This window comes from Chromatiaceae bacterium, assembly GCA_024235395.1.
Lineage (GTDB): Bacteria > Pseudomonadota > Gammaproteobacteria > Chromatiales > Chromatiaceae > Thiosocius.
The window spans coordinates 621,040-643,707 of the sequence record JACKMK010000001.1 but is presented as its reverse complement, the minus strand read 5'-3'; the positions used below and the strand labels follow the sequence as shown (position 1 = coordinate 643,707).

Annotated in this window: 21 protein-coding genes and 1 other RNA gene; 13 read left to right on the top strand and 9 right to left on the bottom strand. The window is 64.4% G+C overall.

The features are described 5' to 3' along the window. Positions 1-49: 49 nt before the first annotated feature. The 7 genes from H6955_02920 to H6955_02890 all read right to left on the bottom strand — a co-directional run bounded on the left by H6955_02920 (position 50) and on the right by H6955_02890 (position 8,259). Positions 50-1,156: a c-type cytochrome gene (locus tag H6955_02920; GenBank protein ID MCP5312480.1), complete on the bottom strand. Its 1,107-nt coding sequence runs from the start codon at positions 1,154-1,156 to the stop codon at positions 50-52. Positions 1,157-1,281: 125 nt separating this feature from the next. Beyond that, the gene (locus H6955_02915; protein ID MCP5312479.1) at positions 1,282-1,746 is read right to left on the bottom strand and encodes a hydrogenase maturation protease; all 465 of its coding nucleotides are present in this window, start codon (positions 1,744-1,746) and stop codon (positions 1,282-1,284) included. After that, complete coding sequence (locus H6955_02910; protein ID MCP5312478.1) at positions 1,743-3,038, bottom strand: Ni/Fe hydrogenase subunit alpha; 1,296 nt, start codon at positions 3,036-3,038, stop codon at positions 1,743-1,745. The genes H6955_02915 and H6955_02910 overlap by 4 nt, the downstream gene beginning before the upstream one ends. After that, positions 3,031-3,822, bottom strand: a complete 792-nt coding sequence (locus H6955_02905; GenBank protein MCP5312477.1) for a sulfhydrogenase subunit delta — start codon at positions 3,820-3,822, stop codon at positions 3,031-3,033. Before H6955_02905 ends, H6955_02910 begins: the two co-directional genes overlap by 8 nt. 2 nt (positions 3,823-3,824) lie before the next feature. Next, positions 3,825-4,637: an FAD/NAD(P)-binding protein gene (locus H6955_02900; GenBank protein ID MCP5312476.1), complete on the bottom strand. Its 813-nt coding sequence runs from the start codon at positions 4,635-4,637 to the stop codon at positions 3,825-3,827. Then, the gene (locus H6955_02895) at positions 4,634-5,746 is read right to left on the bottom strand and encodes a 4Fe-4S dicluster domain-containing protein (GenBank protein ID MCP5312475.1); all 1,113 of its coding nucleotides are present in this window, start codon (positions 5,744-5,746) and stop codon (positions 4,634-4,636) included. The genes H6955_02900 and H6955_02895 overlap by 4 nt, the downstream gene beginning before the upstream one ends. A gap of 167 nt (positions 5,747-5,913) precedes the next feature. Further along, entirely contained in the window at positions 5,914-8,259 is a 2,346-nt protein-coding gene (locus H6955_02890) for a fatty acid cis/trans isomerase (protein ID MCP5312474.1), read from the bottom strand. Positions 8,260-8,552: 293 nt separating this feature from the next. On the opposite strand from H6955_02890, the gene H6955_02885 reads away from it, so the two are divergent. Continuing rightward, entirely contained in the window at positions 8,553-9,071 is a 519-nt protein-coding gene (locus H6955_02885) for a hypothetical protein (GenBank protein MCP5312473.1), read from the top strand. Positions 9,072-9,097: 26 nt separating this feature from the next. Here the strand turns inward: H6955_02885 and H6955_02880 are convergent, their stop codons facing one another. Both H6955_02880 and H6955_02875 read right to left on the bottom strand, forming a co-directional pair. Then, positions 9,098-10,276 (bottom strand): glutathionylspermidine synthase family protein, encoded by a 1,179-nt coding sequence (locus H6955_02880; GenBank protein MCP5312472.1) that lies wholly within the window; start codon positions 10,274-10,276, stop codon positions 9,098-9,100. 3 nt (positions 10,277-10,279) lie between these two features. Next, positions 10,280-10,762, bottom strand: a complete 483-nt coding sequence (locus H6955_02875) for a hypothetical protein (protein MCP5312471.1) — start codon at positions 10,760-10,762, stop codon at positions 10,280-10,282. A gap of 287 nt (positions 10,763-11,049) precedes the next feature. Here H6955_02875 and ffs point away from each other — a divergent pair. From ffs to H6955_02815, 12 genes are all read left to right on the top strand, one after another. Next, positions 11,050-11,144, top strand: an RNA gene (ffs, locus tag H6955_02870) — signal recognition particle sRNA small type. A gap of 99 nt (positions 11,145-11,243) precedes the next feature. Further along, positions 11,244-12,863: a DNA polymerase III subunit gamma/tau gene (dnaX, locus tag H6955_02865; protein MCP5312470.1), complete on the top strand. Its 1,620-nt coding sequence runs from the start codon at positions 11,244-11,246 to the stop codon at positions 12,861-12,863. Between the two features lie 21 nt (positions 12,864-12,884). Further along, positions 12,885-13,208 (top strand): YbaB/EbfC family nucleoid-associated protein, encoded by a 324-nt coding sequence (locus H6955_02860; GenBank protein MCP5312469.1) that lies wholly within the window; start codon positions 12,885-12,887, stop codon positions 13,206-13,208. A 25-nt stretch (positions 13,209-13,233) separates the two neighbouring features. After that, positions 13,234-13,842: a recombination protein RecR gene (gene recR, locus H6955_02855; GenBank protein ID MCP5312468.1), complete on the top strand. Its 609-nt coding sequence runs from the start codon at positions 13,234-13,236 to the stop codon at positions 13,840-13,842. 32 nt (positions 13,843-13,874) lie between these two features. Next, positions 13,875-14,219 carry a histidine triad nucleotide-binding protein gene (locus tag H6955_02850; protein MCP5312467.1) on the top strand — a complete coding sequence of 115 codons (345 nt, stop codon included), beginning with the start codon at positions 13,875-13,877 and terminating at the stop codon, positions 14,217-14,219. A 145-nt stretch (positions 14,220-14,364) separates the two neighbouring features. Continuing rightward, complete coding sequence (locus tag H6955_02845) at positions 14,365-14,679, top strand: hypothetical protein (GenBank protein ID MCP5312466.1); 315 nt, start codon at positions 14,365-14,367, stop codon at positions 14,677-14,679. A gap of 202 nt (positions 14,680-14,881) precedes the next feature. Beyond that, on the top strand, positions 14,882-17,071 hold the full coding sequence (gene ppk1, locus H6955_02840) for a polyphosphate kinase 1 (protein MCP5312465.1): 2,190 nt from the start codon (positions 14,882-14,884) through the stop codon (positions 17,069-17,071). Positions 17,072-17,170: 99 nt separating this feature from the next. Next, entirely contained in the window at positions 17,171-17,866 is a 696-nt protein-coding gene (locus H6955_02835; GenBank protein MCP5312464.1) for an arginine N-succinyltransferase, read from the top strand. Between the two features lie 64 nt (positions 17,867-17,930). After that, the gene (locus H6955_02830) at positions 17,931-18,272 is read left to right on the top strand and encodes a hypothetical protein (protein ID MCP5312463.1); all 342 of its coding nucleotides are present in this window, start codon (positions 17,931-17,933) and stop codon (positions 18,270-18,272) included. 93 nt (positions 18,273-18,365) lie between these two features. Beyond that, positions 18,366-19,925 carry an HDOD domain-containing protein gene (locus H6955_02825; protein MCP5312462.1) on the top strand — a complete coding sequence of 520 codons (1,560 nt, stop codon included), beginning with the start codon at positions 18,366-18,368 and terminating at the stop codon, positions 19,923-19,925. 311 nt (positions 19,926-20,236) lie between these two features. Continuing rightward, complete coding sequence (locus tag H6955_02820) at positions 20,237-21,688, top strand: circularly permuted type 2 ATP-grasp protein (GenBank protein MCP5312461.1); 1,452 nt, start codon at positions 20,237-20,239, stop codon at positions 21,686-21,688. Then, positions 21,688-22,629, top strand: a complete 942-nt coding sequence (locus H6955_02815) for an alpha-E domain-containing protein (GenBank protein ID MCP5312460.1) — start codon at positions 21,688-21,690, stop codon at positions 22,627-22,629. Before H6955_02820 ends, H6955_02815 begins: the two co-directional genes overlap by 1 nt. Positions 22,630-22,668 lie beyond the last annotated feature (39 nt).

Genomic DNA, 22,668 nt, shown 5'->3' with positions numbered 1-22,668 from the left:
CAGCGGCGGGTCCCGGTTGTTTAACGCGTGGCGGCGCAGCCCGCAGTCATCAAGATTTTCCGGAAGCCCCGGCCGTCATCACGTCCAGCATCTGCTGGTTCACCTTGATTGCGGTCTCGACGACTTCCTGTGGCAGCAGCCTGCTGTTGATGAGCATGTCGAGGTTCAGCATCATCAGCCATAGCTTGCCGTTGGCGTCTTCGACCATCGAGATGCGGCACGGCATGTAGCTGGAGAACACCGGGTCGGCGATCACCATCAATCGCGCATCCAGCGGGTTGCAGAACTGGTAGATCGACAGGTGCGGCATCTGCACGTCCTGCTTGGCGAGGAATTGCGAAACCTTCTGCTGGGCGACCTTCTTCAGTTCGATCTCTTCCGCCTTGGCGAGCATGGCCGCTTCTGCCTGCTCGACGGTGACGCCGTCATCGAGTGCCATGCGTACCACGGTCTGTGCAATCTCGGTGATCTGGATGCTGTCGCTCAGGTCGCTCGGCGTTCGTGCCAGGCGGGTGCGGTACTGTGGTGCGTTGAAGGTGTAACCTTCGAGGATCTTGGTGTCATCAAGGGTCGACAGGTAGGCGGCCAGATTGATGAAGTCGTTGTCGGCGTAGTCTTCGAACGTATCGTCTTCCTTGTCGTTGGCGTGAATGCGGTGGCGTTCCTTGAAGCCACGCATCGACGTATAGAGGTACTCCGGATGTTGCCCGGCGAGTGGCGGCGCCTCCTTGCTCGGTTTGCCGTAGCCGTCCCGGTTGTGGCAGTTTTTGCAGTCACTGCTGTAGATCTCTTCGCCGGCGTCCGCGTCACCCACCATTGAACGGATGTTGAACGTCGCATCGGAGCTGAGATCGAGAGACGCCAGATAGGCCGCGACGTCTTCGAAATCGCGTTCGGTGAACTTGTCCAGCTGTGCGGTGCGCACCATCAGCGGGTAGACGCGGTTCCCGGCAACATAGTCTTTCATCGCCTTGATGATGTAGTCGCGCGGCAATCCGGCGATGCGCGGCGAGAGCTTGCCGGAGGCCCCCTGGCCGTGTGCACCGTGGCACAGCGCACAACTCTTGTTGATCTCCTGGCCATTGGCCAAATCGGCCGCCCACGGCTGAGCGGTCGCCGCCATCAGGGTGGCGGCGAACATGGTTTTCTTAAGCATCCTGGTTCCTCATCATTATTTTTCGAAACTCCCACACTACGCCGGGAGTGCGAACGCGGGTCGTCGCGGCGCCAATATTACTTCGCGCCGCGGCGCAGAATCATAATCTACGGCAAGTTCGGTGCTCAGTCTGGTGCGGCCGCCTGGTTCTGTCGCGTCAGTCGTTCCGCAAGTGCTTCGGTCAGCTGCCGCGCTACCTTGTCGACTGCATCGGGCATTGGGAGCGTCGTGCCCAGCTGCGCGATCGAGATGCCATAAAGTTCGACGTTGCGCGGCCGGACACCGAGTGCATCGGCCAGCTCGATCGTCTGCGCGAGGTCCAGTACGTGACTGGTGAAGCCGGGTGGGGGTGAGAGGGTGTCGAACCGGTCGATGCGGACGATCCGTCCCGGCGGAACGGCCTCCGAGACGATTGCATCGATCAGCAGCAGATGGTCGACATGTTCCATCCAGTTGATCAGTGCGGCGCCGGGGCGATCCAGGGTCACCAGGTCGACGGTCGCGGGCACCCGACCGGCGAGCCCATCCACGACCTGCCACCCGACCCGATCGTCACCGAACGGCGAGCCGATCCCGATCACGCGGATCATGCGCGGTGCAGATCGAGACGCAGGAAGTGAGTGGCGCAGGAGATGCAGGGATCGTAGTTGCGGATCACCGTCTCGGCGCGCAGGCGCAAGGCGTCGCTCGGCTGATCGAGGCCGAAATGCTGTAGGCTGCGGTGCAGGTCGGCCTCAATGCGTGCTTGATTCTGACTGGTCGGTGGCACGATGCGCGCGCTGCGAACGACGCCGTGCTCGTCGAGTGAATAGTGATGCCACAGCAGGCCACGCGGCGCCTCTGTGGCGCCGTATCCGTCGCCCGCGCGCGGTTCGACATCCAGGTGGGGCGATTCCGGGGCACGATACTGCTCCAGCAGGCGGGTCGCTTCGCCGAGCGCGATGTGGATCTCCAGTGCGCGCGCGAAAAGGCTGTGAAACATGTTGCCACTCGGCAGTTGTATGCCGCTGAGTCCCAGCAGTCGCCGGCTGTCGTCCGGCAGGCGGTCGAGATTGAGGTTCAGGCGCGCCAGCGGACCGACCAGGTAGGCCTCGCCGCGCAGCAGCGAAAACAGCGCGGTCGACTGTGGCCGGTGTTCCTCGGCGAAGTGTTGCGCGTATTCGTCGGCGGCGATGTCGAGTCCCTGGTCGGAGACGATGCGCCCCTCGGTGAGTGGGTAGTCTGTGGGATGGCGCAGCGCTACATTGACGAACGCCTGTTGGTCGTCCGGGACCGGCAACTCGGCCGCCCACATCACCAGCGCCTCTGCCAGTGGCCGCGCGGCATGCAGGCGCTCGAGCAGACCCTCCACCGCGGCGCGATCAGGCGCGCGGAAGAAGCCGCCGACACAGGCGCCTACCGGGTGTACCGAACGACCGCCGAGCAGGCGGATCAGGTCGTTGCCGAGTCCCTGCAGCTTCAGTCCGCGGCGGACCACATCGCCGTGATCACCTGCCATGCCGACCACGCTGTCGTAGCCGAGGAAATCAGGTGCCGCCAGTAGGTGGATGTGCAACGAATGGCTCTGCAGCCATTCACCGCAGTAGAACAGACGGCGCATGTCACGCACCCAGGCGCTCGGCCGGATGTCGAAGGCCGCCTCGAGCGCCTGGACGGCGCTCATCTGGTACGCGATCGGGCAGATCCCGCAGATCCTTGCGACGATATCGAGCACCTCGTGATGGCGCCGGCCCTCGAGAAACTTTTCGAAGTAACGCGGTGGCTCGAAGATGTCCAACGCCAGCTCCTCGATCCGGCCCTGCTCGATCCGCAGGCGCAGCGAACCTTCGCCCTCGACGCGGGTCAGGGCGGGGACGTGAATCGAGACCTTGCGTTCAGTCATCGGCGAATCCGGGGCGATAGTGCCGCAGCCCGGCGGTGTTGAATGCCGGTGCCTGGCTGTTGATGAACAGAAAGCGACGCGCGATGTCCGCCGGTGGCAGCCCCAGGCCTTCGAGGCGCCGACTCAACGCCTCGGTGTTGGGCGACTCGGCGGGCCCGAAACAGGCATAGCAATCGCGCCCGAAACGCGGGCACAATGCGCCACAGCCGGTTCGCGTCACCGGACCCATGCACGGTCTGCCCTCGGTGACCATCACGCATACGGTCTGCTGGCGTTTGCACTCCATGCAGACCTTGTCGCGTTGTTCGAGGGGCGCGATCCCAAACAGCAGCTGGCGCACGGCGCCGAGAACCTGGGCGCCGTTCACCGGACATCCCCACAGTTCGAGGTCCACCTTGACGTGCGCGCCGACCGGTTCGGCCTGGTCGAGCGTATGGATATAAGCGGGCTGCGCATACACCGCGTGCTTCCACGGCTCGTTGGATTGATCGAGATTGCGCAGGGCCTGCAGGCCGCCGGCGGTGGCGCAGGCACCCAGGGTCACCAGATAACTGCTGGCTGCGCGCACCCGCTGAATGCGGGTGAGCTCCTCGGACGTCGAGATGCTGCCCTCGACGAACGCGATATCGACCTGCGCGTACTCGTTGGCCACGCCGGCCTCCAGGAAGTGCCGGATCTCGACCAGTTCGGCGAGTCGCAAAAGGTCCTCGCCGGCATTCAGGAACGCCAGCTGGCAGCCGTCGCACGACGAGAACTTGTGGACCGCAATGCTCGGTTTGGACATCTTCAGAATCCCCGTGTGCCGAGTAGTTCGCGGACTGCAGGCCACGCGAAAACCGGACCATCGCGGCAGACGAACTGGCCACCGAATTGGCAGTGGCCGCAATGGCCGACAGCGCACTGCATATTGCGTTCCATGCTGAGGTGGATGTGATCGACGGCGACACCGCGCGCATGCAGTCCATTGGCCGCAGCCCGCATCATGGGCTCCGGGCCGCACAGCATCGCGCAAGTTTCGGCGGAGATGTTGACCTGGTCGAACAGGGCGGTTACCAACCCTACGTGGCCCTTCCAACCCGGTGAGGCGACGTCGGCGGCGAGCAACACCCGCACGTTCGGGAGCTGCGACCAGGTCTCGTATTGGCCCCGCCAGATCAGATCGTCGGTGTGCTTGACGCCCTGCAGGATGCTCAGGCGACCGTATTGCGTACGGCGCTCCAGGATGTATTGGATGATCGACACCGACGGCGCGCAGCCCAGGCCGCCGGTCACCACGATCACATCGCGCCCCTGCGCCTCTCGCATCGGCCAGCCGCGCCCGTAGGGTCCGCGCAGACCGATGCGATCGCCGATCCTCAGGTGCTGCAACCCCCTGGTGACGCGTCCCAGCGCACGGATCGTGTGGGTCAACACGCCATTGCCGTCGCCGACGATCGAGATCGGCACCTCGCCGGCGCCATACAGGTACAGCATGTTGAACTGACCGGGCGCAGAGCTGTAAGGCTGCCCGTCGGTCAGGCGCAACTGCAGGCTGAAGGTGTTTGGTGACTCGTCGGTACGCCCCACCACTTCGGCCTCACGAGGAAGATAACAGTTCACGCGAGGTCTCCCGATGGCGTCGTGCAGATCGCGGCGATCTCCGCCGTCAGGTCGATACCGACCGGGCACCAGGTGATGCAGCGGCCGCAACCGACGCAGCCGCTGCGCCCGTATTGGTCATGCCAGCTACCCAGTTTGTGGGTCAGCCATTGCCGATACCGGTGTTGCGTCGTCGACCGCACGACGAATCCATGCAGGTAGCTGTGGTCCAGGCTGAAGCACGAGTCCCACTCGCGCAGGTGGTGGCTCGACGTGCCGTCCAGCACCGGTGCGTCCTGTTCGGCATGACAGAAACAGGTCGGGCAGACGCTGGTGCAGTTGCCGCACGCCAGGCAGCGCGCCGCAACGTCGTCCCAACGCGGATGATCGAGACGTTTGAGCAGACCGTCGCGCAGGTTGCGGGCCGGCAGCCGGCGGAACTGGCGGCGTGCGGCCTCGTCCGTCTCGTGTTCGGCGAGCGTCCGCTGGTCGGCTGACGCGTCGTGCAACGGCAGCTTGGCGGCTATCGCCTGCCCGCGATCGCTGCCGGTTTCGATCAGGTAGCCATCGTCGAGTTCGCTCAGCGCGAGATCGAATCCCCGTTCGGCGCGCGGCCCGTCGCCGGTCGAGGCACAAAAGCAGGTGTCGGCGGGATAGGCGCAATGCACCGCGACGATGAACAGGCCTTCCCGCCGTGCGGCGTAGTAGGGGTCGTGGATGGTTTCCAGAAAGTGGCGATCCTGGAGGCTCAGTGCGGCGATGTCGCAGGCGCGCGCACCGATCACCGCGAGTGGCTGCTGCTCGGCTGGAGGGGCCGCGAATGACAGCGCTCCCTGTGCATCGCGGGATACTTCCCAGAGCACCTCGCGTGCACCAAAGAGGTACGGTTTCAGCGCCTGCGGACCGGTGGCCCATGCAAAGCAGCGCGCCGATTCGACACGCGTCAGGCGATAGTGACCGGGTGCCTGGTCATCGGTCCAGCCGGCCGGGAGTTGCGCTGCGCCAGCGAGGTCGCGGTACTGGACTGCACCATTTTCGACCGTCGGTCCGACCACACGGTACCCGGCTTGCCTGAGTGCCTCGAGCAGTACATCGAATGCCTGCCGCGGAAGAAAACGAACATCTTGCATGCTGCGTGGGGTTGCGGATTACCTCGTTAACAGCGTAGTAGATAGCCGGGCCGTCGACAGCGGCAATTCGTTCGATAGTTGACCCGGGTGGCCCGGACCGCGCGCGCCGCCTGCACCGCGTCGTGCCTGTCTGCATCAACAAACCTGCGGGCTGGCACCCGCTAGCCTCAGGGGCGTTGCAGTCTGTTGTAGTCGAACAGCGCAGATGCGACCGGGTCGAGAGCGCGCCACGCGGCATGCATCGCATCGCTGGTCTGCCAGAAGGCGGGGTGGTCGCGGCTCACGCCGAAGCGGCCCACCAACGTCGCGTAGTCGTCCACCGAACGCAGTTCACCGACGGCCCTGGCAAAGTCGCCCACTGCGTCCCGATCGACCAGGAACACCGCATTGACATATGCCAGCGCCGCACCGCGCGCGACCGTGAGCGTGTCCTCTTCGGGGATACGCCAATACGACTCGGCCAGAAGGTGGGATACGCTGCTGTAACTGCGGTTGACCAGCAGCGAATACAGCTGCACGTCATTGCCGTCTCGTATACCGAGCAGTGAGGCCTCGGGCATCAACGAGGCCGGCAGTCCGCGAACCGCGCCCAGCGCCGCGAGTCCAGATGCATGCGGGTCATCGGACGCGATCAGTGCATCATCGGCCAGTGCGGTCGCCAGGCGACGTTGCAGCAGCGCGAACAACTCCTGTTTCGGATTATCGCTGCGGTAGTCGATCGTACTGGACACCCGTGGGTTGAAGTGTTCGCCGAAGATGTAGTCGCGTTCCCCGCTGTTCTTCGTGCGGTACCAGCGGTTGCGTTCGCGGACGCGCACGGCCTCCGGCAACAGGCCGAGAAAATTCGCCTCGCCCTCCATGCGCAGAAAGTCCATGTACAGTCGGGTGTTGAGCTGGTGACCGACGTTGCCGTAGACATCGAAACCGGCCACCAGCAGGTAGTGGATGCGCTCGAGCAGCGTGTATCCAATGATCCATGCGCTGTCAGGGTCGCTGCCGACCAGGCCGCGCAACACCGTGGCGCTGTCGAAGTGACGGAATATCGTGAGCGCCGCATTCGGGTTCGTGCCATCGCCGTCCCAGACCAGTCGTGTGTCGACCGGGCGCGCACCGTCCAACTCGTCCTCCAACCACTGCGCCTTGGACTGCAGATAGCGTTTCTGCAGTGCTTCGTATTTGAGCCAGTTGATCAGTCCCGCGGCGTTGCTTTCCTCTTCTGCGGGCAGGCGCAGGTTCATGGTCTCGCTGGCGAGAAATTGCCCCTCGGCTTCGATCAGGTGGCTGTCCGGGTCGACGAAGAACACCCAGAAGCGGTCATCGATGACATTCAGCGCGACCTGGCCGCGGCACACGGGCCCCTTGATGAAGCCCATGATCGTGAACTGCGCCTCGTCGAGCAGGAATCGATAGCGCGACTTGACCGGGATCGCCTGAAAGGCGACGAACGGATTGGCGGCGACCTCGGGCGTATAGGCCGGCAATCGGGCGAGCGTGTAGGGCGCATCGATGAACCACTGGCGCCACTTCGTCATCCTGGCGGCGTTCAGCGCATAGGGCATGTGCGTCTTGGCGACCGTCGTCATCGTTACCGGCTGCAGGCGATAGAAGACCCGCGTCACACCCGGGTCGTCGTAGGGGCGGAGGGTCACAACCGGATCGATGCGTGCACCTGGCGGGGTTCGGGAGCGGACGAGGCGGAACCAGTGGCGCGGACGTTCGCCGGGATCGACCTGTTCGTCGAAGTACAGGCTGGCGAGAAACAGGTGCTCATAGAGATAGCGGCTGACAAGTTGCTGTTTGTCGCTGTCACCGTTCAGGAAATGCTCCCAGTCGCGCACATGCTGTGTCACCTCCGCGGGCGTTGCGGCCGGCGGCGCCATCGGGGCACCAGCGGCCAGCCAATCCATCAGGGTGTCGTACTCGGCCTCGGGTAGCGGCGGCAGGCCGAATGGCATGCCGCGCTCGGGCGATGCCTTGGCAAAACCATCGAATGCCCCGATCGTCGGGCATTGGTAGGCTGCATCCAGGTCGGGTTCTGGCAAGGCGTCGCGTTGGGTATTCGCATGCTTCAGTGCCAGCATGCGGGCCATCACGCCGGCCTGCAGATTGGCGCCCGCTGTCGGCCGCCGTTCATTGAGGATCGGGAAGAATCCCTTCTCCCGCCATCCGGCGGTGGTTCGTGCATCATCGAGCAGGCGGGTGGGTTGGGTCGCGAGCAGGCGCGCCCCATCGTAAACGATCTCCTTGCTGGCACCGCGCGCGACACCCGTCGGCGCGCTGAGGTTCACCTGGCAGGGGGCGTCGTAACAGGCATGACAGACGACGCAGCGGTTCGCCATCAGCGGCGCTGCGTTGCGCCAGCGTCGCTGATCCGCGGCGGAGAGCTTCGCGGTCGCCTGGTCGCGTGGCACCGGGGGGCCGAACACACGGTCGATTTCACTTCGTTGCCACACGGCGCAACTGGCGAGCAGCGCACTGGCCAGCGTCAACAAAACGATGCTGCGATTCGTCAAACCGTTCTCCGGCAATGAGGGCGCCGCACCCCGCCCGGGACAATGCGACAGACGGGTGCCAAACTAGCGGCGATCGGGGCGCGCGTCCAGTTGTAAGGGCAGCGCGGGCCGGCCGTCGCCGATGCGCCGTCGAAGACCCGTTGCGCGGGCCCCGCGGGCTTCGGACCTCGGTCACTTCGAACACGCAATCGGCGCGAATGCGCGGTAGACTGTGGTTGTGGTGCCGTGTGTCGCAAGCGACGTCTGCGCGGGACCAACAGGCTGCATGCCGTTGTCCCGGCAGGACGTGAATCATGGATGCCGCAGGTTTCATAACACTGGTCGACCGGCTCGAGGCGTCCGACTGGCGGGCCGTCGGGTGGCGGCCGCTGCGGTTGATCGACGATGCGCGTCTCGAATGGGGATCGGGCCGAGAACCGGACCTGGTCGTCGCCGAACTGCCGGATGAGGCCGTTGCCGCGCCGTTCGACTGGATACGGGCGCACGCCGGGCCACTCCTTGCGGACTTCTACCGCACCCGCCCGCTGACCCAGCGCGGATTCAATCGCCAAGTCGAAGCACTGATCGCCGAGTACGGCGCCGAGGCATTCGCCGCGCGGCCGGGCTCATTGCCGCCGCGTACGCTGTTTGTCGATGACGGGGTGGTGCTCGCCGAGACGTCCGGTGATGCGCGGCACCGCTATGGCGCCTACTGCGAGCTGCCGTCCGGGACGCCGGCCGCGGCGGTCGCCGATCGGGTCGGGCACTGGCTGGCCAGCGGCGAGGCCTACGCGACCTACCTCAGCATGAACGTCTGTCGCTACCGCTGCTGAGCCGGTGCGCCATCGACATCGCGGGCTCAGACGATCATGTGACCGACGAACTTGCTCAGGTCGTCGAGTATGTCACCGCCGCGACGAAAGCCGAGGCCGCACGCCTCGGACACGTGGAACACCCCGGCCTGGTAGTTGTGCCCCGCGGCATCCTGTGCGAACTGCGCGCGTGCCTGATAGATGTCCTTGTGGTGTGCGTAGGGCCCCGGCGACTCACAGGCGATGATGCCGTCGGCGGTCAGTATCGACATGTTCGCGCCCTCGCGGCCGAACAGCTTCTTGCGCACCTGTTCGACCGCGCCTAGCGGCTCGAATCGGGCCTGCAGCAGGTAGGGAGACTCCGGATACATCTCGTGGAGCAGCGGGAGCATGCCCTTGCTCTGGAACAACAGTGCGTAGGCCGGATTCAGGATCCGCGTGCGTCCTCGAGTCGAGGCCTTCGCCAGCAGGCGGGTGAGTTCCAGTTCCTCGGCGGCGATGTCCTCCCACGGATACAGCTTGAACCAGAAGTCCGCCAGTTGCCCGTCGCGATTGAACACACCGTCCTCGGCGCTGAAGCCTGCCTCGTGCAGGTAGCAGAAATCGGTGTAGAACCCTGCCTCGTGGGCGACCTGCTGCAGATAACGCACCGTGCGCTCGTCCTCTGCCTGACCGCCGATACTCGACAGCAGCAGTTTTTCGCCGCGATATCGCGCGGGAAACGTATCGGGGGGGTGATCCAGCGTCACCAGGCGGCGGAAGTGCTCCTGCAGCATTTCGTGCAGGTTGTTGAACTGGCGCGTCTCGTCCATGCCGTTCGCCTTCAGCAGCGCCCATTGCACGATAGAGGTCTCGAACAGGCTGGTCGGTGTGTCGGCATTGAACTCGATCAGCTTGATCGGCAGGCCGTCGAGACCGCCGGCGAGATCGAAACGCCCGTACAGATGCAGGTCGTCGCGCGCCCAGCTTTCCTCGATCAGGCCGACCAGGTTCGAAGGAATGCCGAGTTCGAGGTAACGCTGCTCATCGATCACCCGCTGCGCGGCTTCGACGAACATCGCGTACAGGGTGTTGGCGGCCTCATAGTAGGCCTCGGCCTCCTGCTCGCTGACCTCTACCAGCTGTTCGTCGATATAGCGGCTGCCGTCGCGGTCGGTGTGCCAGGTCATGCCGATCTCGTCGAGCAGCGTGGTGTCGAGCGGTCGGATCGCTCGGGTCGTGATCATCGTTCAGCCACCGAAGGAGCCGAATCCGCCGCTCGTCGAGCGTCCGCTGCTGCTGCCGAAGAAGCCGCTGCGCGGCTGCGAACGGGCGGCGGTCTGGGTGCGCGCAGGTTGGGAGATGGTCGCCGTGGGGCGGCCGCCACCGTAGGTCTGCTGGGTACGCTGGAAGTGACTGTTGGCCGCCAGGCGGTTTGCCAGCATGCCGCCGATCAGCGATCCCGCGGCGGCGGCGACCAGGGTCTCGCCGAGCGACAGGCCGCCGGCCGAGACCTCGGCGGGCTGTGTGAGCCGTGAGGTGCCGGCCTCGACGCGCGCCGCCTCTTCGGCGGCGATCTGCTGCAGTTCCTGTTCGGACAGGAAACGCTCCTGGCCGTCGGGGGTGCGCAGGATCGCCCGGGTCGGCCCGCTGGTGGGGTGCTTTTCGACCAGCCGGTAGGTCTCCGGTTGGCTGCCGGTCTGTTCGATGACGAGGAAATACGGCTGTTCGATGCCGCCGGGCAGTGGCGCGTCGAAGCCGCCCAGGCCGGGTGTCGCGGGCGACTGCTCGCTACAGCCTTGCAGCGCGGCGACCACGCCGACGCCGATGCCGCCGGCGATCGAGTAGGACAGGGCTTTCTTGATATGGCGCATGGCGACTCTCAGCGGAGACTGGACCAGGGGAACGCGGTGGATTTTAAGCGCCGACGGGGTTTCGATCGCACGCATTGCGCGGGGTTGTAGCTGCCGCTGACAAGGGTCGCGTGAATCAGGCATAATTCCGCGCTCAGTGGTGGTCCCGTTGGTCTCCCGCGACAATAGACTGTGAACCCGGTCAGGCCCGGAAGGGAGCAGCCGCAGCAGTTGACTTGTGCGCCGGGAATCGCTGGCGGGACCGCCGCCCTCGATCGCCGCCCGCTTTGCCCACTCCCTGACGCGCCGTGCGGCGATACGCTAGACTGGCCGGACGCTTCCGCCGCATATCGTTGTCCCGATGTCTTATCAGGTACTTGCCCGTAAATGGCGCCCGCGCAACTTCGCCGAGATGGTCGGCCAGGAGCACGTCGTGCGCGCACTGAGCAACGCGCTTCAGCGCGGGCAGTTGCATCATGCGTACCTGTTTACCGGAACGCGCGGGGTGGGCAAGACCACGCTAGCGCGTATCCTGTCCAAATCGCTGAACTGTGAAGCCGGGGTCAGCGCGACGCCCTGCGGCGAATGCAGCATCTGCCGCGAGGTCGACGAGGGCCGCTTCGTCGACCTGCTGGAGGTCGATGCCGCGTCCAAGACCGGCGTCGACGATACCCGTGAACTCCTGGAGAACGTGCCGTATGCACCGGTGCGCGGGCGCTACAAGGTGTACCTGATCGACGAGGTCCACATGTTCTCCGGCCACAGCTTCAACGCGCTGCTGAAGACGCTCGAGGAGCCGCCGCCCCACGTAAAGTTTCTGCTCGCCACCACCGACCCGCAGAAGGTACCGGTCACGGTGCTGTCGCGCTGTCTGCAGTTCAACCTGAAGCGCCTGCCGGTAGAGCAGATAGAGGGGCAGTTCCGGCATATCCTCGACGCCGAACAGATCGCCTACGAGCCGGCGGCGCTGGCGGTGCTGGCACGCGCGGCCGATGGCAGTATGCGCGATGGTCTGAGCCTGCTCGACCAGGCGATCGCATTCGGTGGCGGTGCGGTCAACACCGACGAGGTCAAGGCAATGTTGGGCGTGGTGGCCAGCGAACGCCTGCCCGAGATCGTTGCTGCGGTCGAGCGCGGCGACGCGGCCGCCGTGATGCACGAAGTCGCGGCGCTGGCAGAACACGCGCCGGATTTCGCCGGACTGCTGGGTGCCTTGCTGACCGTGTTGCATCGGATTGCGGTGTTGCAACAGGTGCCGTCTGCGGCGCAACCCGCCTGGGGTGAGGTCGAGCGGCTGCAGGAGCTTGCCGCGCAGATCCCGGCCGAAGATGTCCAGCTGTACTATCAGATCGCTCTGCTGGGTCAGCGTGACCTGCCACTGGCACCGGATGCCCGCGCCGGGTTCGAGATGGTGCTGCTGCGTATGCTGGCGTTCCGCCCGGACAGTGGCGACCCGGTCGTCGAGCGGTCGCAGGCATCGCCTGCGCCACAGCCCCGCGCATCTCGCACGCCGCCATCGCCCCCCGCGGGCGGCGCCTCGTCGCCCGAACGGGAGGCGCCGCGGGCGCCGCCGAGTCAGGCTGCGGAGGTCTCCATCGGAGAGCTGGGCGACTGGCACGGCTTCATCCAACGCCTCGGTCTCAATGGAATGGCGGCACAACTCGCGAACAATTGCGTATTCGACGGCTGGGACGGACGCCAGCTCGCGCTGCGTCTCGATCCGGCCTGTAGCAGCCTGATCGGCAGCCTTGCCGAACGCCGTCTTCAGGAGGCGGTCAGCGCCACATTGGGCACCCCGGTCACGTTGAAGCTGATTGCCGCGACTGCGGAGAGCGAGACACCGGCGCAGCGTGAGGCGCGCGAGCGCTGCGAGCGCCAGGCCGAGACCGAGGCGGAGATCGCGGAGGACCCGCTGGTGCTGGCGATGCAGGACCAGTTCGACGCGGAGATCATTCCGGATTCGATCCGCCGCATTGATTAATCACGGGAGAGGACACAGACGATGAAGGGTCCGATGGGAAACCTGATGCGCCAGGCGCAGAAGATGCAGGAAGACCTGCAGAAGGCACAGCAGGAGCTGGCCAATGCCGAGGTCACCGGCGAGTCCGGTGGGGGTATGGTCAAAGTGACGATGAACGGCCGCCACGAGGTGCGTCGGGTGGAGATAGACGACAGCCTGATGGGTGATGACAAGGAGATGCTCGAAGACCTGGTCGCCGCGGCGTGCAACGATGCCGCGCACCGTATCGATGCGCACACCAAAGAGCGTATGGCCGGCGTCACCGCGGGACTGAACCTGCCGCCCGGCATGAAGCTTCCTTTCTGAGTCGCACACAACGCGATCCGGGACAATGGCGGACAAATCGCTGCTCAACCAGCTGATCGAGGCGCTGCGCTGCCTGCCCGGCGTAGGGCCCAAGTCGGCGCAGCGGATGGCCCTGCACCTGTTGCAGCGTGACCGGGCCGGCGGTGCACGGTTGGCCGCGTTGCTGGCCGAAGCGGTGCAGTCGATCGGGCAGTGCCGGTTGTGCCGCACCCTGACTGAAGACGAGGTCTGCGCCCTGTGTCGCAGCCCGACGCGTGACGACAGCGTGCTGTGCGTGGTCGAAAGCCCGGCGGACGTGATCGCGCTCGAACAGGCGACCGGTTTCGGTGGCCGGTACTTCGTGCTCGGTGGACGTCTGTCACCGTTGGACGGCATCGGCCCGGCGGAACTCGGGATCGAGCAGTTGAAACAGCGTCTCGATGCGCTGAAGCCGACCGAGTTGATCCTCGCGACGACCACCACCGTCGAGGGCGAGGCGACCGCGCATTACATCAGTGAGCTGGCGGCGGCGCGTGGTGTGGCGACCTCGCGGATCGCGCACGGCGTACCGCTCGGCGGTGAACTCGAATACGTCGACGGTGGCACGCTGGCGCATGCATTTGCAGGCCGCCGGCGACTGCCGGCAGAACAATGAAACCGATCACCAGCGAGGCGTCCTGACGGTCCATGAACGATTGTATTTTCTGCAAGATCGCGGCCGGCGACATTCCGGCCGACAAGGTGTTCGAAGACGACGCCGTGGTCGCGTTCCGCGACCTCAACCCCCAGGCACCGAGCCACGTGCTGGTGATTCCGCGGCGCCACATCGCCACCCTCAACGATGTCGGTGCGGACGATGAGGCGACCGTCGGTCGTCTGTACCGCGCGGCGCGCGAGATAGCTGCCGCCGAGGGCTATGCCGAGGCCGGCTATCGCACGGTGATGAACTGCAACGAGGCCGGCGGACAGACGGTGTTTCATATCCACCTGCATCTTCTCGGCGGGCGCATGATGCACTGGCCACCCGGTTGAGCGCCAAGATTCCGTGGTGTAATATCAAGCACTTAGAAAGCTAAATCCGCGGTCGTCGTCGAATTGACGGGGTGCCGACGGGAACTAAAGGGCTGGTAACTGTCTATACTGGAGAGTTGCACCAGCAAGTGCCGAACGATAGAAGTTGAACATCACGCCCGCATTGCCGCGTCTTCACGATCTGCCGGTTCAGCAGGAACGGGCGGTCGTGACGCCCGTGCGCGCGACCCGACCGGCGCCGGATGCCGCCGAGGATGCGTCGCGCCGGCAGACACCGACGGCGCCGCTGCTCGATCCCGAGGAGCGCGAGCGGCTGGCCGCTCGCCACGAATTGGTCGCCAAGCAACAGCCCAACTACTCGCTGCGTGCGAATCGCGCACTGGCTTCGTACGCCCAGGTGGCCGAGGTCGGGGAGCGCAGCGCGCTGCACGATCTGCTGGGATTTGACGGCTACGCATGATGCGCGCGCGCCGCGCGACACATCGATCGTCATTCAACCGGTCCGGTAAATCGTCCATACTTTCTAGTGCATTCGGCTGAGCGCCGCTGGCCGTCGCGCTGAGTCGACACCCGGCCAATGGCAGGGGCGGGCCGCCGTCCACTGCCGCCAGCGACCGTGCTGGCGCGCGCTGCGCAGCGGTTCGTTGCCCTTCAAACTGGAAATGGAAAAGCAGATGTTGTCTCAAGAAACCGGCGAAAAGACCCAGGCGCCCGAAGCGGAGCCGGTCGACCTCGATGACCCGTCGCTGTATCTGAACCGCGAGCTTACCTGGCTGGCTTTCAACCGAAGGGTATTGCACGAGGCGGAGGATGCGCGCAATCCCCTGCTGGAGCGCGTCAAGTTCCTCGCGATCGTCGGCTCCAACCTCGACGAGTTTTTCATGAAGCGCATCGGCGGCCTCAAGCAGCAGCTGGGCGCTGGCATGGTCAAGAAGACCGTCGACGGGCGCACGCCGAAGGAACAGATCAGCGAATGTTACGAGGCGGTGCGCGAACAGGAAAATCTGCAGCGCGAGGTGTTTCAGAAGCTGCGCGGCGAACTGAGCGAGCGGGGCATAGAGATTCTCGGATACGAAGCCCTCGACCGCGACGACGCCGATTTTCTGCGCGCCCACTTCCACGACAATATCTTTCCGCTGATTACTCCGCAGTCGATCGATCCGGCGCACCCGTTTCCGTTCATCTCGAACCTGTCGCTGAACCTGCTGGTGCAGGTCCGCTTCCCTAACCAGGAGGGGCGTACCTCGCTGGCGCGCATCAAGGTGCCGGTCGGTGACAATCTGCCGCGTTTCGTGCAACTGCCGGACCGCAATCACTATGTTCCGGTCGAGCAGGTGCTGCGGGCGAACCTGGACATGCTGCTTCCGGAGATGGATATCGTCAGCGTCTACATGTTCCGGGTCACGCGTAATGCGAACACCGAGCGGAACGAGGAGCATGCCGACGATCTGTTGTCGATGATCGAATCGGAGTTGCGTGACCGGCGTTTCGCGCCGATCGTTCGCCTGCAGGTCCAGGGCGACATGGACGAGACCAGCCGCGGGATGCTGGCCGCGGAACTCGGCCTGAACGAGAACGAGGACGTCTTCAATGCAGGGGGGGACATGCTCGCCATGCGCGACTTGTTTCAACTGGTCGGCATCGGTATCCCTGAACTCCACGACGATCCTTTCCAGCCCATCGACCACCCGTCGCTGACCGAAGGCATCAACATCTTTCACCTGATTCGCGAGCACGGTCCGTTTCTCCTGCAGCATCCGTACGAATCGTTCGGCACCTCGGTCGAGCGATTCCTCAAGGAATCGGCGCTGGACCCGAAGGTGCGCGCGATCAAGATGACCCTGTATCGCACCTCGAGCGATACAAAGGTGATTGATCACCTGGTGCGCGCGGCGCGCAATGGAAAGCAGGTCGCGGTGGTGGTGGAGCTGAAGGCGCGCTTTGACGAGGCGGCGAACATCCGCTGGGCGGCGCGCATGGAAGAGGCGGGCATCCACGTGACCTATGGCGTCGTGGGTCTGAAGACGCACTCAAAGATCGTGCTGGTCGTGCGAAACGACTACAACGGCTTGAAGCGCTATCTGCATATAGGGACCGGCAACTACCACGCCGGCACGGCGCGCCTGTATTCCGACCTGGGAATACTCACCAATGACCAGGACCTCGGACGGGACGCCACCGAACTGTTCAATTACCTCACGACCGGTTACACCCCGGAGCGTTACTATCGCAAGCTGTTGCCGGCCCCGAAGGTGTTGAAGGCAGCGTTGCTGGCCCGCATCGCACGCGAACGCCGACTGCACTCGGCAGAAAAACCAGGTCGTATCCAGTTCAAGATGAATGCGCTGGAAGACGTCGATATCACGCGTGCCCTGTACGAGGCCAGCCGTGACGGCGTTCACGTCGACCTGATCGTGCGCGACACCTGCCGATTCCGTCCGGGCGTCAGTGGATTGTCTGAGAATGCGCGTGTCATCAGCATCGTCGGCCGGTTCCTCGAACACACCCGGATCTATTACTTCCAGAACGGTGGTGACGAGGAGTACTTTATCGGCTCGGCGGATTGCATGAAACGCAACCTGGAGTCACGCGTCGAGGTGGTGACGCCGGTGACCGGCGAGGCGTTGCGTGCGGAACTGCGCTGGATGCTCGACAGTCAGCTGAACGACTACCGCAACGGTTGGGAGATGGGGTCCGACGGCGTCTATACTCGACGCGAACCGCGTACCGAAGCGGAGCAGCTCGGGTCCCAACAGCAGGCGATGGAACGCGCCAAGCAGCGCATCAAGGATGCAACCCGTTACCAGAAAGGCAGGTCGCGCCGTCCGGTCGCCGGGCGCAATCTGCGCTGAGCCGAACGAAGGCCGAAGGCGGTCGGCGCGGTCGACCGCCGATCGGCTTCTGGTGTACAAAGCCACATCGGAAATCCAATCGACTACCTGGATGGCGTTATGAGCGCGGACACGCACCTGCAACTCGAAGACCCGCCGCGGCGACGTGGGCTGCGCGCTAGTCATGTGCTGTGGATTGTCCTGCTGACGATCCTTGTGACGGGTGCGGTGACCTACTGGGTGGTACGTACCTACATCTATGCAAAGGACTTTAAGCCGGTTGAACTGAGCGTCAAGGAACAGCGCACGCTGCAATCCAAACTGCGGGCGCTGGGCTACGACCCCGGGCCTCAGCAGGCCCCGGCGGATAAGGAGACCGACCAGGAATGGTTGCGGCCAGAGCGGTATTCCGAGGTCGGCGCGAAGCACGAAGTGAGTTTCAGCGAGCGCGAGTTGAATGCGATGGTCGCGAACAATCCGGACCTTGCGCGCCGCCTCGCGGTCGATCTCGCGGACGATCTGGTGAGTGCGCGCCTGCTGGTCCCGGTGGATCCCGATTTTCCGCTGCTGGGCGGCAAGACGCTGCGCCTCGCGGCGGGTGTCGAGATGGCCTATCGGGACGCCAAGCCCGTGGTGGTCCTCAAGGGCGTCAGTATCATGGGCATTCCGATTCCCAATTCCTGGCTGGGCGGTCTGAAGAACATCGACCTGATCCGGGAGTTCGGCGACGAACAGGGCTTCTGGAAGGGGTTTGCGGATGGTGTCGAAGACATCCGCGTCGAAGAAGGCCAGCTCAAGGTCAAACTCAAGGAATAAGCGGTTCGTCACCGTGCCGCACACCGGCACCTTCGGCCGCCTGTAAAACACGGAGCTTCATTGTATGGATCCGGAGCGAGATTCCGCCGTCAACCCCGTCCGCAGCGTGCTTGCCGCAGTGGCGTCGGGCCTGGGTATCGTGTTGATCGGTTTCGGCCTGTGGGCGCTCGGCGGTGCGATCTATTTCGCCTGGTCGTTGCTGCGAGAGCCGGACCGGATAGCGTATTTCGCGCGGTATTTCTTCGAGACGACCAAGATCGCACTCTACCTGCCGAGTGGTGGCGAGGGGCTGGCACATTATGTCGCCTGGGTGGCGGTGATCCTGCTGCTGCTGGTGCTTGGCAAACTGGGGTTCTGGGCGGTGGGTGCAGGGGCCGCGCTCATGTCGCCGCGGCTGCGTGGCTGATGGCCTCCACCCGGCGCGGCGGCGCGTGCGGGAAGGAAAAGTTTTTTGTGGTGCTGCCGCTACAGCGGGCATGCGATCCACGCCCCATGAGCCATGCCCCCTGAAGCCGAGCACACGCTGAGCGAAAGCGCCGGCGGTGCGGTCGAGTTCCTGTTGCGCCGCATGCAACGCAACCAGGATTTCCCCGCACTGTCGGAGACCATCCGTACCCTGAACGGTTTGTCGGCGTCGAGCAACAAATCCATCGAGCAGCTGGCGTCCGTGATCGTGCGCGACTATGCGCTGACCAACAAGGTGCTGAAAGTGGTCAATTCGGCCTTCTACGCCGGGTTCGCCGGCAAGGTCGGCACCATCTCGCGCGCGATCGTCGTGCTCGGCATCGAACCGATCCGGGCCTTGGCGGCCTCGCTTATGTTGTTCGAGCACCTGTCCGAGGCAAGCAACGCGGACCGAGTCAAGGCATTGATCGGCAAGAGCATGTTCGGCGCCCTCCTGGCCCGCGAGGCAGCGAGCGATGTCGGCCTTCCGCAGGGTGAAGAGGCCTTCCTGGCGGCGATGTTTCACAATCTCGGTGAGTTGCTGGTGGCCTTCTATCTCGCCGAAGAGGATGCCGCGATTCAGGAGATGGTGGCCGACGGCGAGGTCGCACCGCTACGCGCCCAGCACGAGGTGCTCGGTGTCAGTTTCGAGCAGCTCGGCATGGCGGTCGGTCGTCACTGGAACTTCCCCGACCTGATCACCAACAGCATGAAGCGCATGCCGCCCGGCCAGCTCAGCAAGGCGAAAAACGACGACGAGCTGTTGTGTCGCCTGGCCGGGTTCGCGAGCGAGGTGACGGAACGACTGGCGGTTGGCGACCGGTCGGGCGATCCGTTGATGGATGCCGTACTGTCGCGCTATCAAAAGTGCGTCAAACTCGAGGCGGCCAGTTTCGACGACGCGGTCAGTGAGGCGCGCAGTGAGTACCGGATGCTCGCCGAGAGCCTCGCGACTCCGGAGCGTGCGCCGGGTGCGATCCGCGCGCTCGCCGGCCTGAAGCCGCCAGAACAGGCGGCCGACGCAGTCGACGAGGATTTCGCCGACGTCGCGCTGCCCGAAGATCAGTCCACCCAGGCGGACCGCGTGGTTGAGCCGGAACCTATCCTGGTCGAGGGCTTGCAGGAGGCGACCGCGATGCTGTCCGAGGGTGCTGGCCTGAATCAGGTCGCGCAAGTGATGCTCGAGACCTTGTACCGGGCATTCGGCCTACGCAGGGTCGCGCTTTGTCTGCGCGATGTCTCGCGACGGCAATATGTCGGTCGGCTGGGCTTCGGTGGTGATATCGAGGGCTACCTGAACGCCTTGCGTTTCGGCGAGGCCTACGAGCGGGATGTGTTCCACGTCGCGCTGAAGCAGAAGACCGATGTGCATATTGCCGATCTTGCGGTCGGTGGTGCAGGGCACGGGATCCCGGCTTGGTACAGCGCGATCAGTCCCAGTGGCGCCCTGTTGTTCCTGCCGCTGTTGGTGCACGAGCGCCCGGTCGGCTGCATCATCGCCGAGCACGAGCAGGCCAATGGCCTGCGTCTGGAACCCGGCGCCCTGCGATTGGTGCGCGCGTTGCGCAACCAGTTGTCGCTGGGCCTGCAGCTGCGGCGTTCGTCGGGCGGCTGACGCACGCACCAAAATGATCCTTTCGTCTTCGGCGCTGCGTTTTGCTGGTGCGTCGCGCTAGGTCCCCACGGTAGTACAGGGCTCAGCGGCAGGCCCACGCGGGATAGGTTCATGGGTTCGGGCCGGCGGCGTATTTCAACCATATTTCTCAATAAATACATCGATCTCGGCGCGGCCCAGATGGTTGTGTGGCGGCACCGGCGTGGCGTTGCAGCCGACAGGCGGGCCCACCCGGCGGCCGTGCAAGTCGTTATGGCACGCCGGTTGCTCATGCTGATCAGGTATACGAACAACCGACGGCAGCCGGGCCGATGACGATCGACTGGAAGACATACGACGCGGGCGTTTTTTTCGACGAGATGATCAGTACGCCCGGACATCCGCGCACGGTCGCCCGGCACCTGGCCGCTTTTCTGAAATCACTCAGCACCGAAGAGGTCAAGGCGCGCCAGCAGTCGGCGGACGCCGCGATCGTCGACATGGGGATCACCTTCACGGTCTACAGCGAAGGCACCAACATCGACCGTGCTTGGCCGTTCGACATCATTCCGCGCGTCATCCCGGGTAAGGAATGGGCGCGCGTGTCCGCCGGCCTCGAACAGCGCGTGCGCGCGCTCAATCTGTTCATCGACGACCTGTACGGTGAGCAGAAGATCGTGAAAGACGGGGTCTTTCCGGCCGAGCTGTTGGCGCATTCCAAGAACTTCCGGCACGAGGTGCGGGGTGTGAAACCACCGCACGGTGTCTGGGCACACATCTGCGGCTCGGACCTGATCCGCGACGAGCGAGGCCGTTTCCACGTGCTCGAAGACAACCTGCGTGTACCGTCCGGTGTCTCGTACATGCTGGAAAACCGTGTCCTGACCAAGCGCGTGTTCGGCGAGTTGTTCGAGGACGCGAGCATACTGCCGGTCGCTGACTACCCCGCGCAGCTGTTCGATATGCTGGCCGCGATCTCGCCGCGTCCGCTGGACTTTCCCGAGGTCGTCGTGTTGACACCGGGGATCTACAACTCGGCGTATTTCGAGCACGCGTTCCTGGCGCAGCAGATGGGTGCGGAGCTGGTGGAAGGCGCGGACCTGGTGGTCGCCGACGACGACTGCGTCTACATGCGCACGATCGACGGCCTGCAGCGGGTGGATGTGATCTACCGACGCGTGGACGACCTGTTTCTCGACCCGGAGGTCTTCAATCCCGACTCCGCGCTCGGCGTTCCGGGATTGATGCGCGCCTGGCGCAAGGGCAATGTCGGCATCGCCAATGCACCGGGCGCCGGCGTGGCGGACGACAAGGTGGTGTATGCCTTCGTGCCGCAGATCATCCGTTACTACCTCGACCAGGATGCGATCATTCCCAACGTCGAGACCTATGTCTGCCTGTACGATGAACAGCGCGCCTACGTCCTCGACAACCTCGACAAGCTGGTCGTCAAACCGGCCAACGAGTCGGGTGGCTATGGGATGTTGATCGGCCCGAAGGCGACCAAGAAGGAACGCCGCGAGTTCGCCGGCCTGATTCGTGACGATCCGCGAAACTACATTGCCCAGCCGCTGATCCCACTGTCCACGGTACCTACGCTGGTCGATGATCACGTTGAGCCGCGACACGTCGATCTGCGGCCGTTTACACTGCAGGCGTCTGGTGTCTACGTGACACCCGGCGGTCTCACCCGGGTCGCTCTGCGCAAGGGTTCGACCGTGGTCAATTCCTCGCAGGGCGGCGGCAGCAAGGATACCTGGATACTGCAGGCGGAGGGCACCTGATGCTGTCGCGCGTCGCGGAACGGCTGTATTGGATGGGGCGCTACCTCGAACGCGTCGAGAGTACCGCGCGCCTGGTCAGCGCCTACACCAACCAGATCCTCGACCTGCCGAAGGGTGTCGATCCCGGATGGCAACAACTGGTCGGTATCAACGGGTCGAATGCGATCTTCGAAGGCCATTACCAGAACTACGACGAGCGTAACACCGTCAAGTTTCTGCTCGCCGACGAGTTCAATCCCGGTTCGATCATCAGTGGGCTGAACGCGGCACGCGAGAACGTGCGCACCACGCGCGACGTCCTGCCTACCGAGGCGTGGGATCACACCAACGAGTTGTACCTGTACTGCCGCGAGCATGCCGCCAACGGGGTGCTGCGCAAGCACAGGTTCACCTTTCTCAAGCAGGTCGTGATCCGGTGCCAGCAGATCACCGGGCTTCTGACGGGCACCATGAGCCACGATCAGCCCTGCAATTTCGTCCGGCTTGGGCGCAATCTCGAGCGGGGCGACATGACCACGCGGATCGTCGACAGCGCAGTGACCTTGTTGATGCCGCGTATCGAGGCACCGGCACCCTACGACAGCCTGTTGTGGGTGAACGTGTTAAAATCCCTGTCCGCGTTCCAGATGTATCGTCAGCATGTGCGCAGTCGCGTGGTGGGTACCGACGTGCTGCGGTATCTGCTGCAGGATCTCCACTTCCCACGCGCGCTCGGGTTCACGCTGGCACGGGTCGAGAGCTTTTTCCATCGACTGCCGCGCGCCGAAGGCCCGCTGAATCTCCTCGCCGACCTGCAGCAGCAGGTGCACGATGTACGCCTGGATATGCTCGATCTGGACTCGATGCACGCCCTGATCGACCAGATCCAGGCTGAACTGAACGTGCTTCACGACCAGATCAGCACCACCTGGTTCAATCTCGAGACCGCGCACCAGGCGTAACGCCGGTCGACCCCATCCTGCGATATGATCGAGCCACCC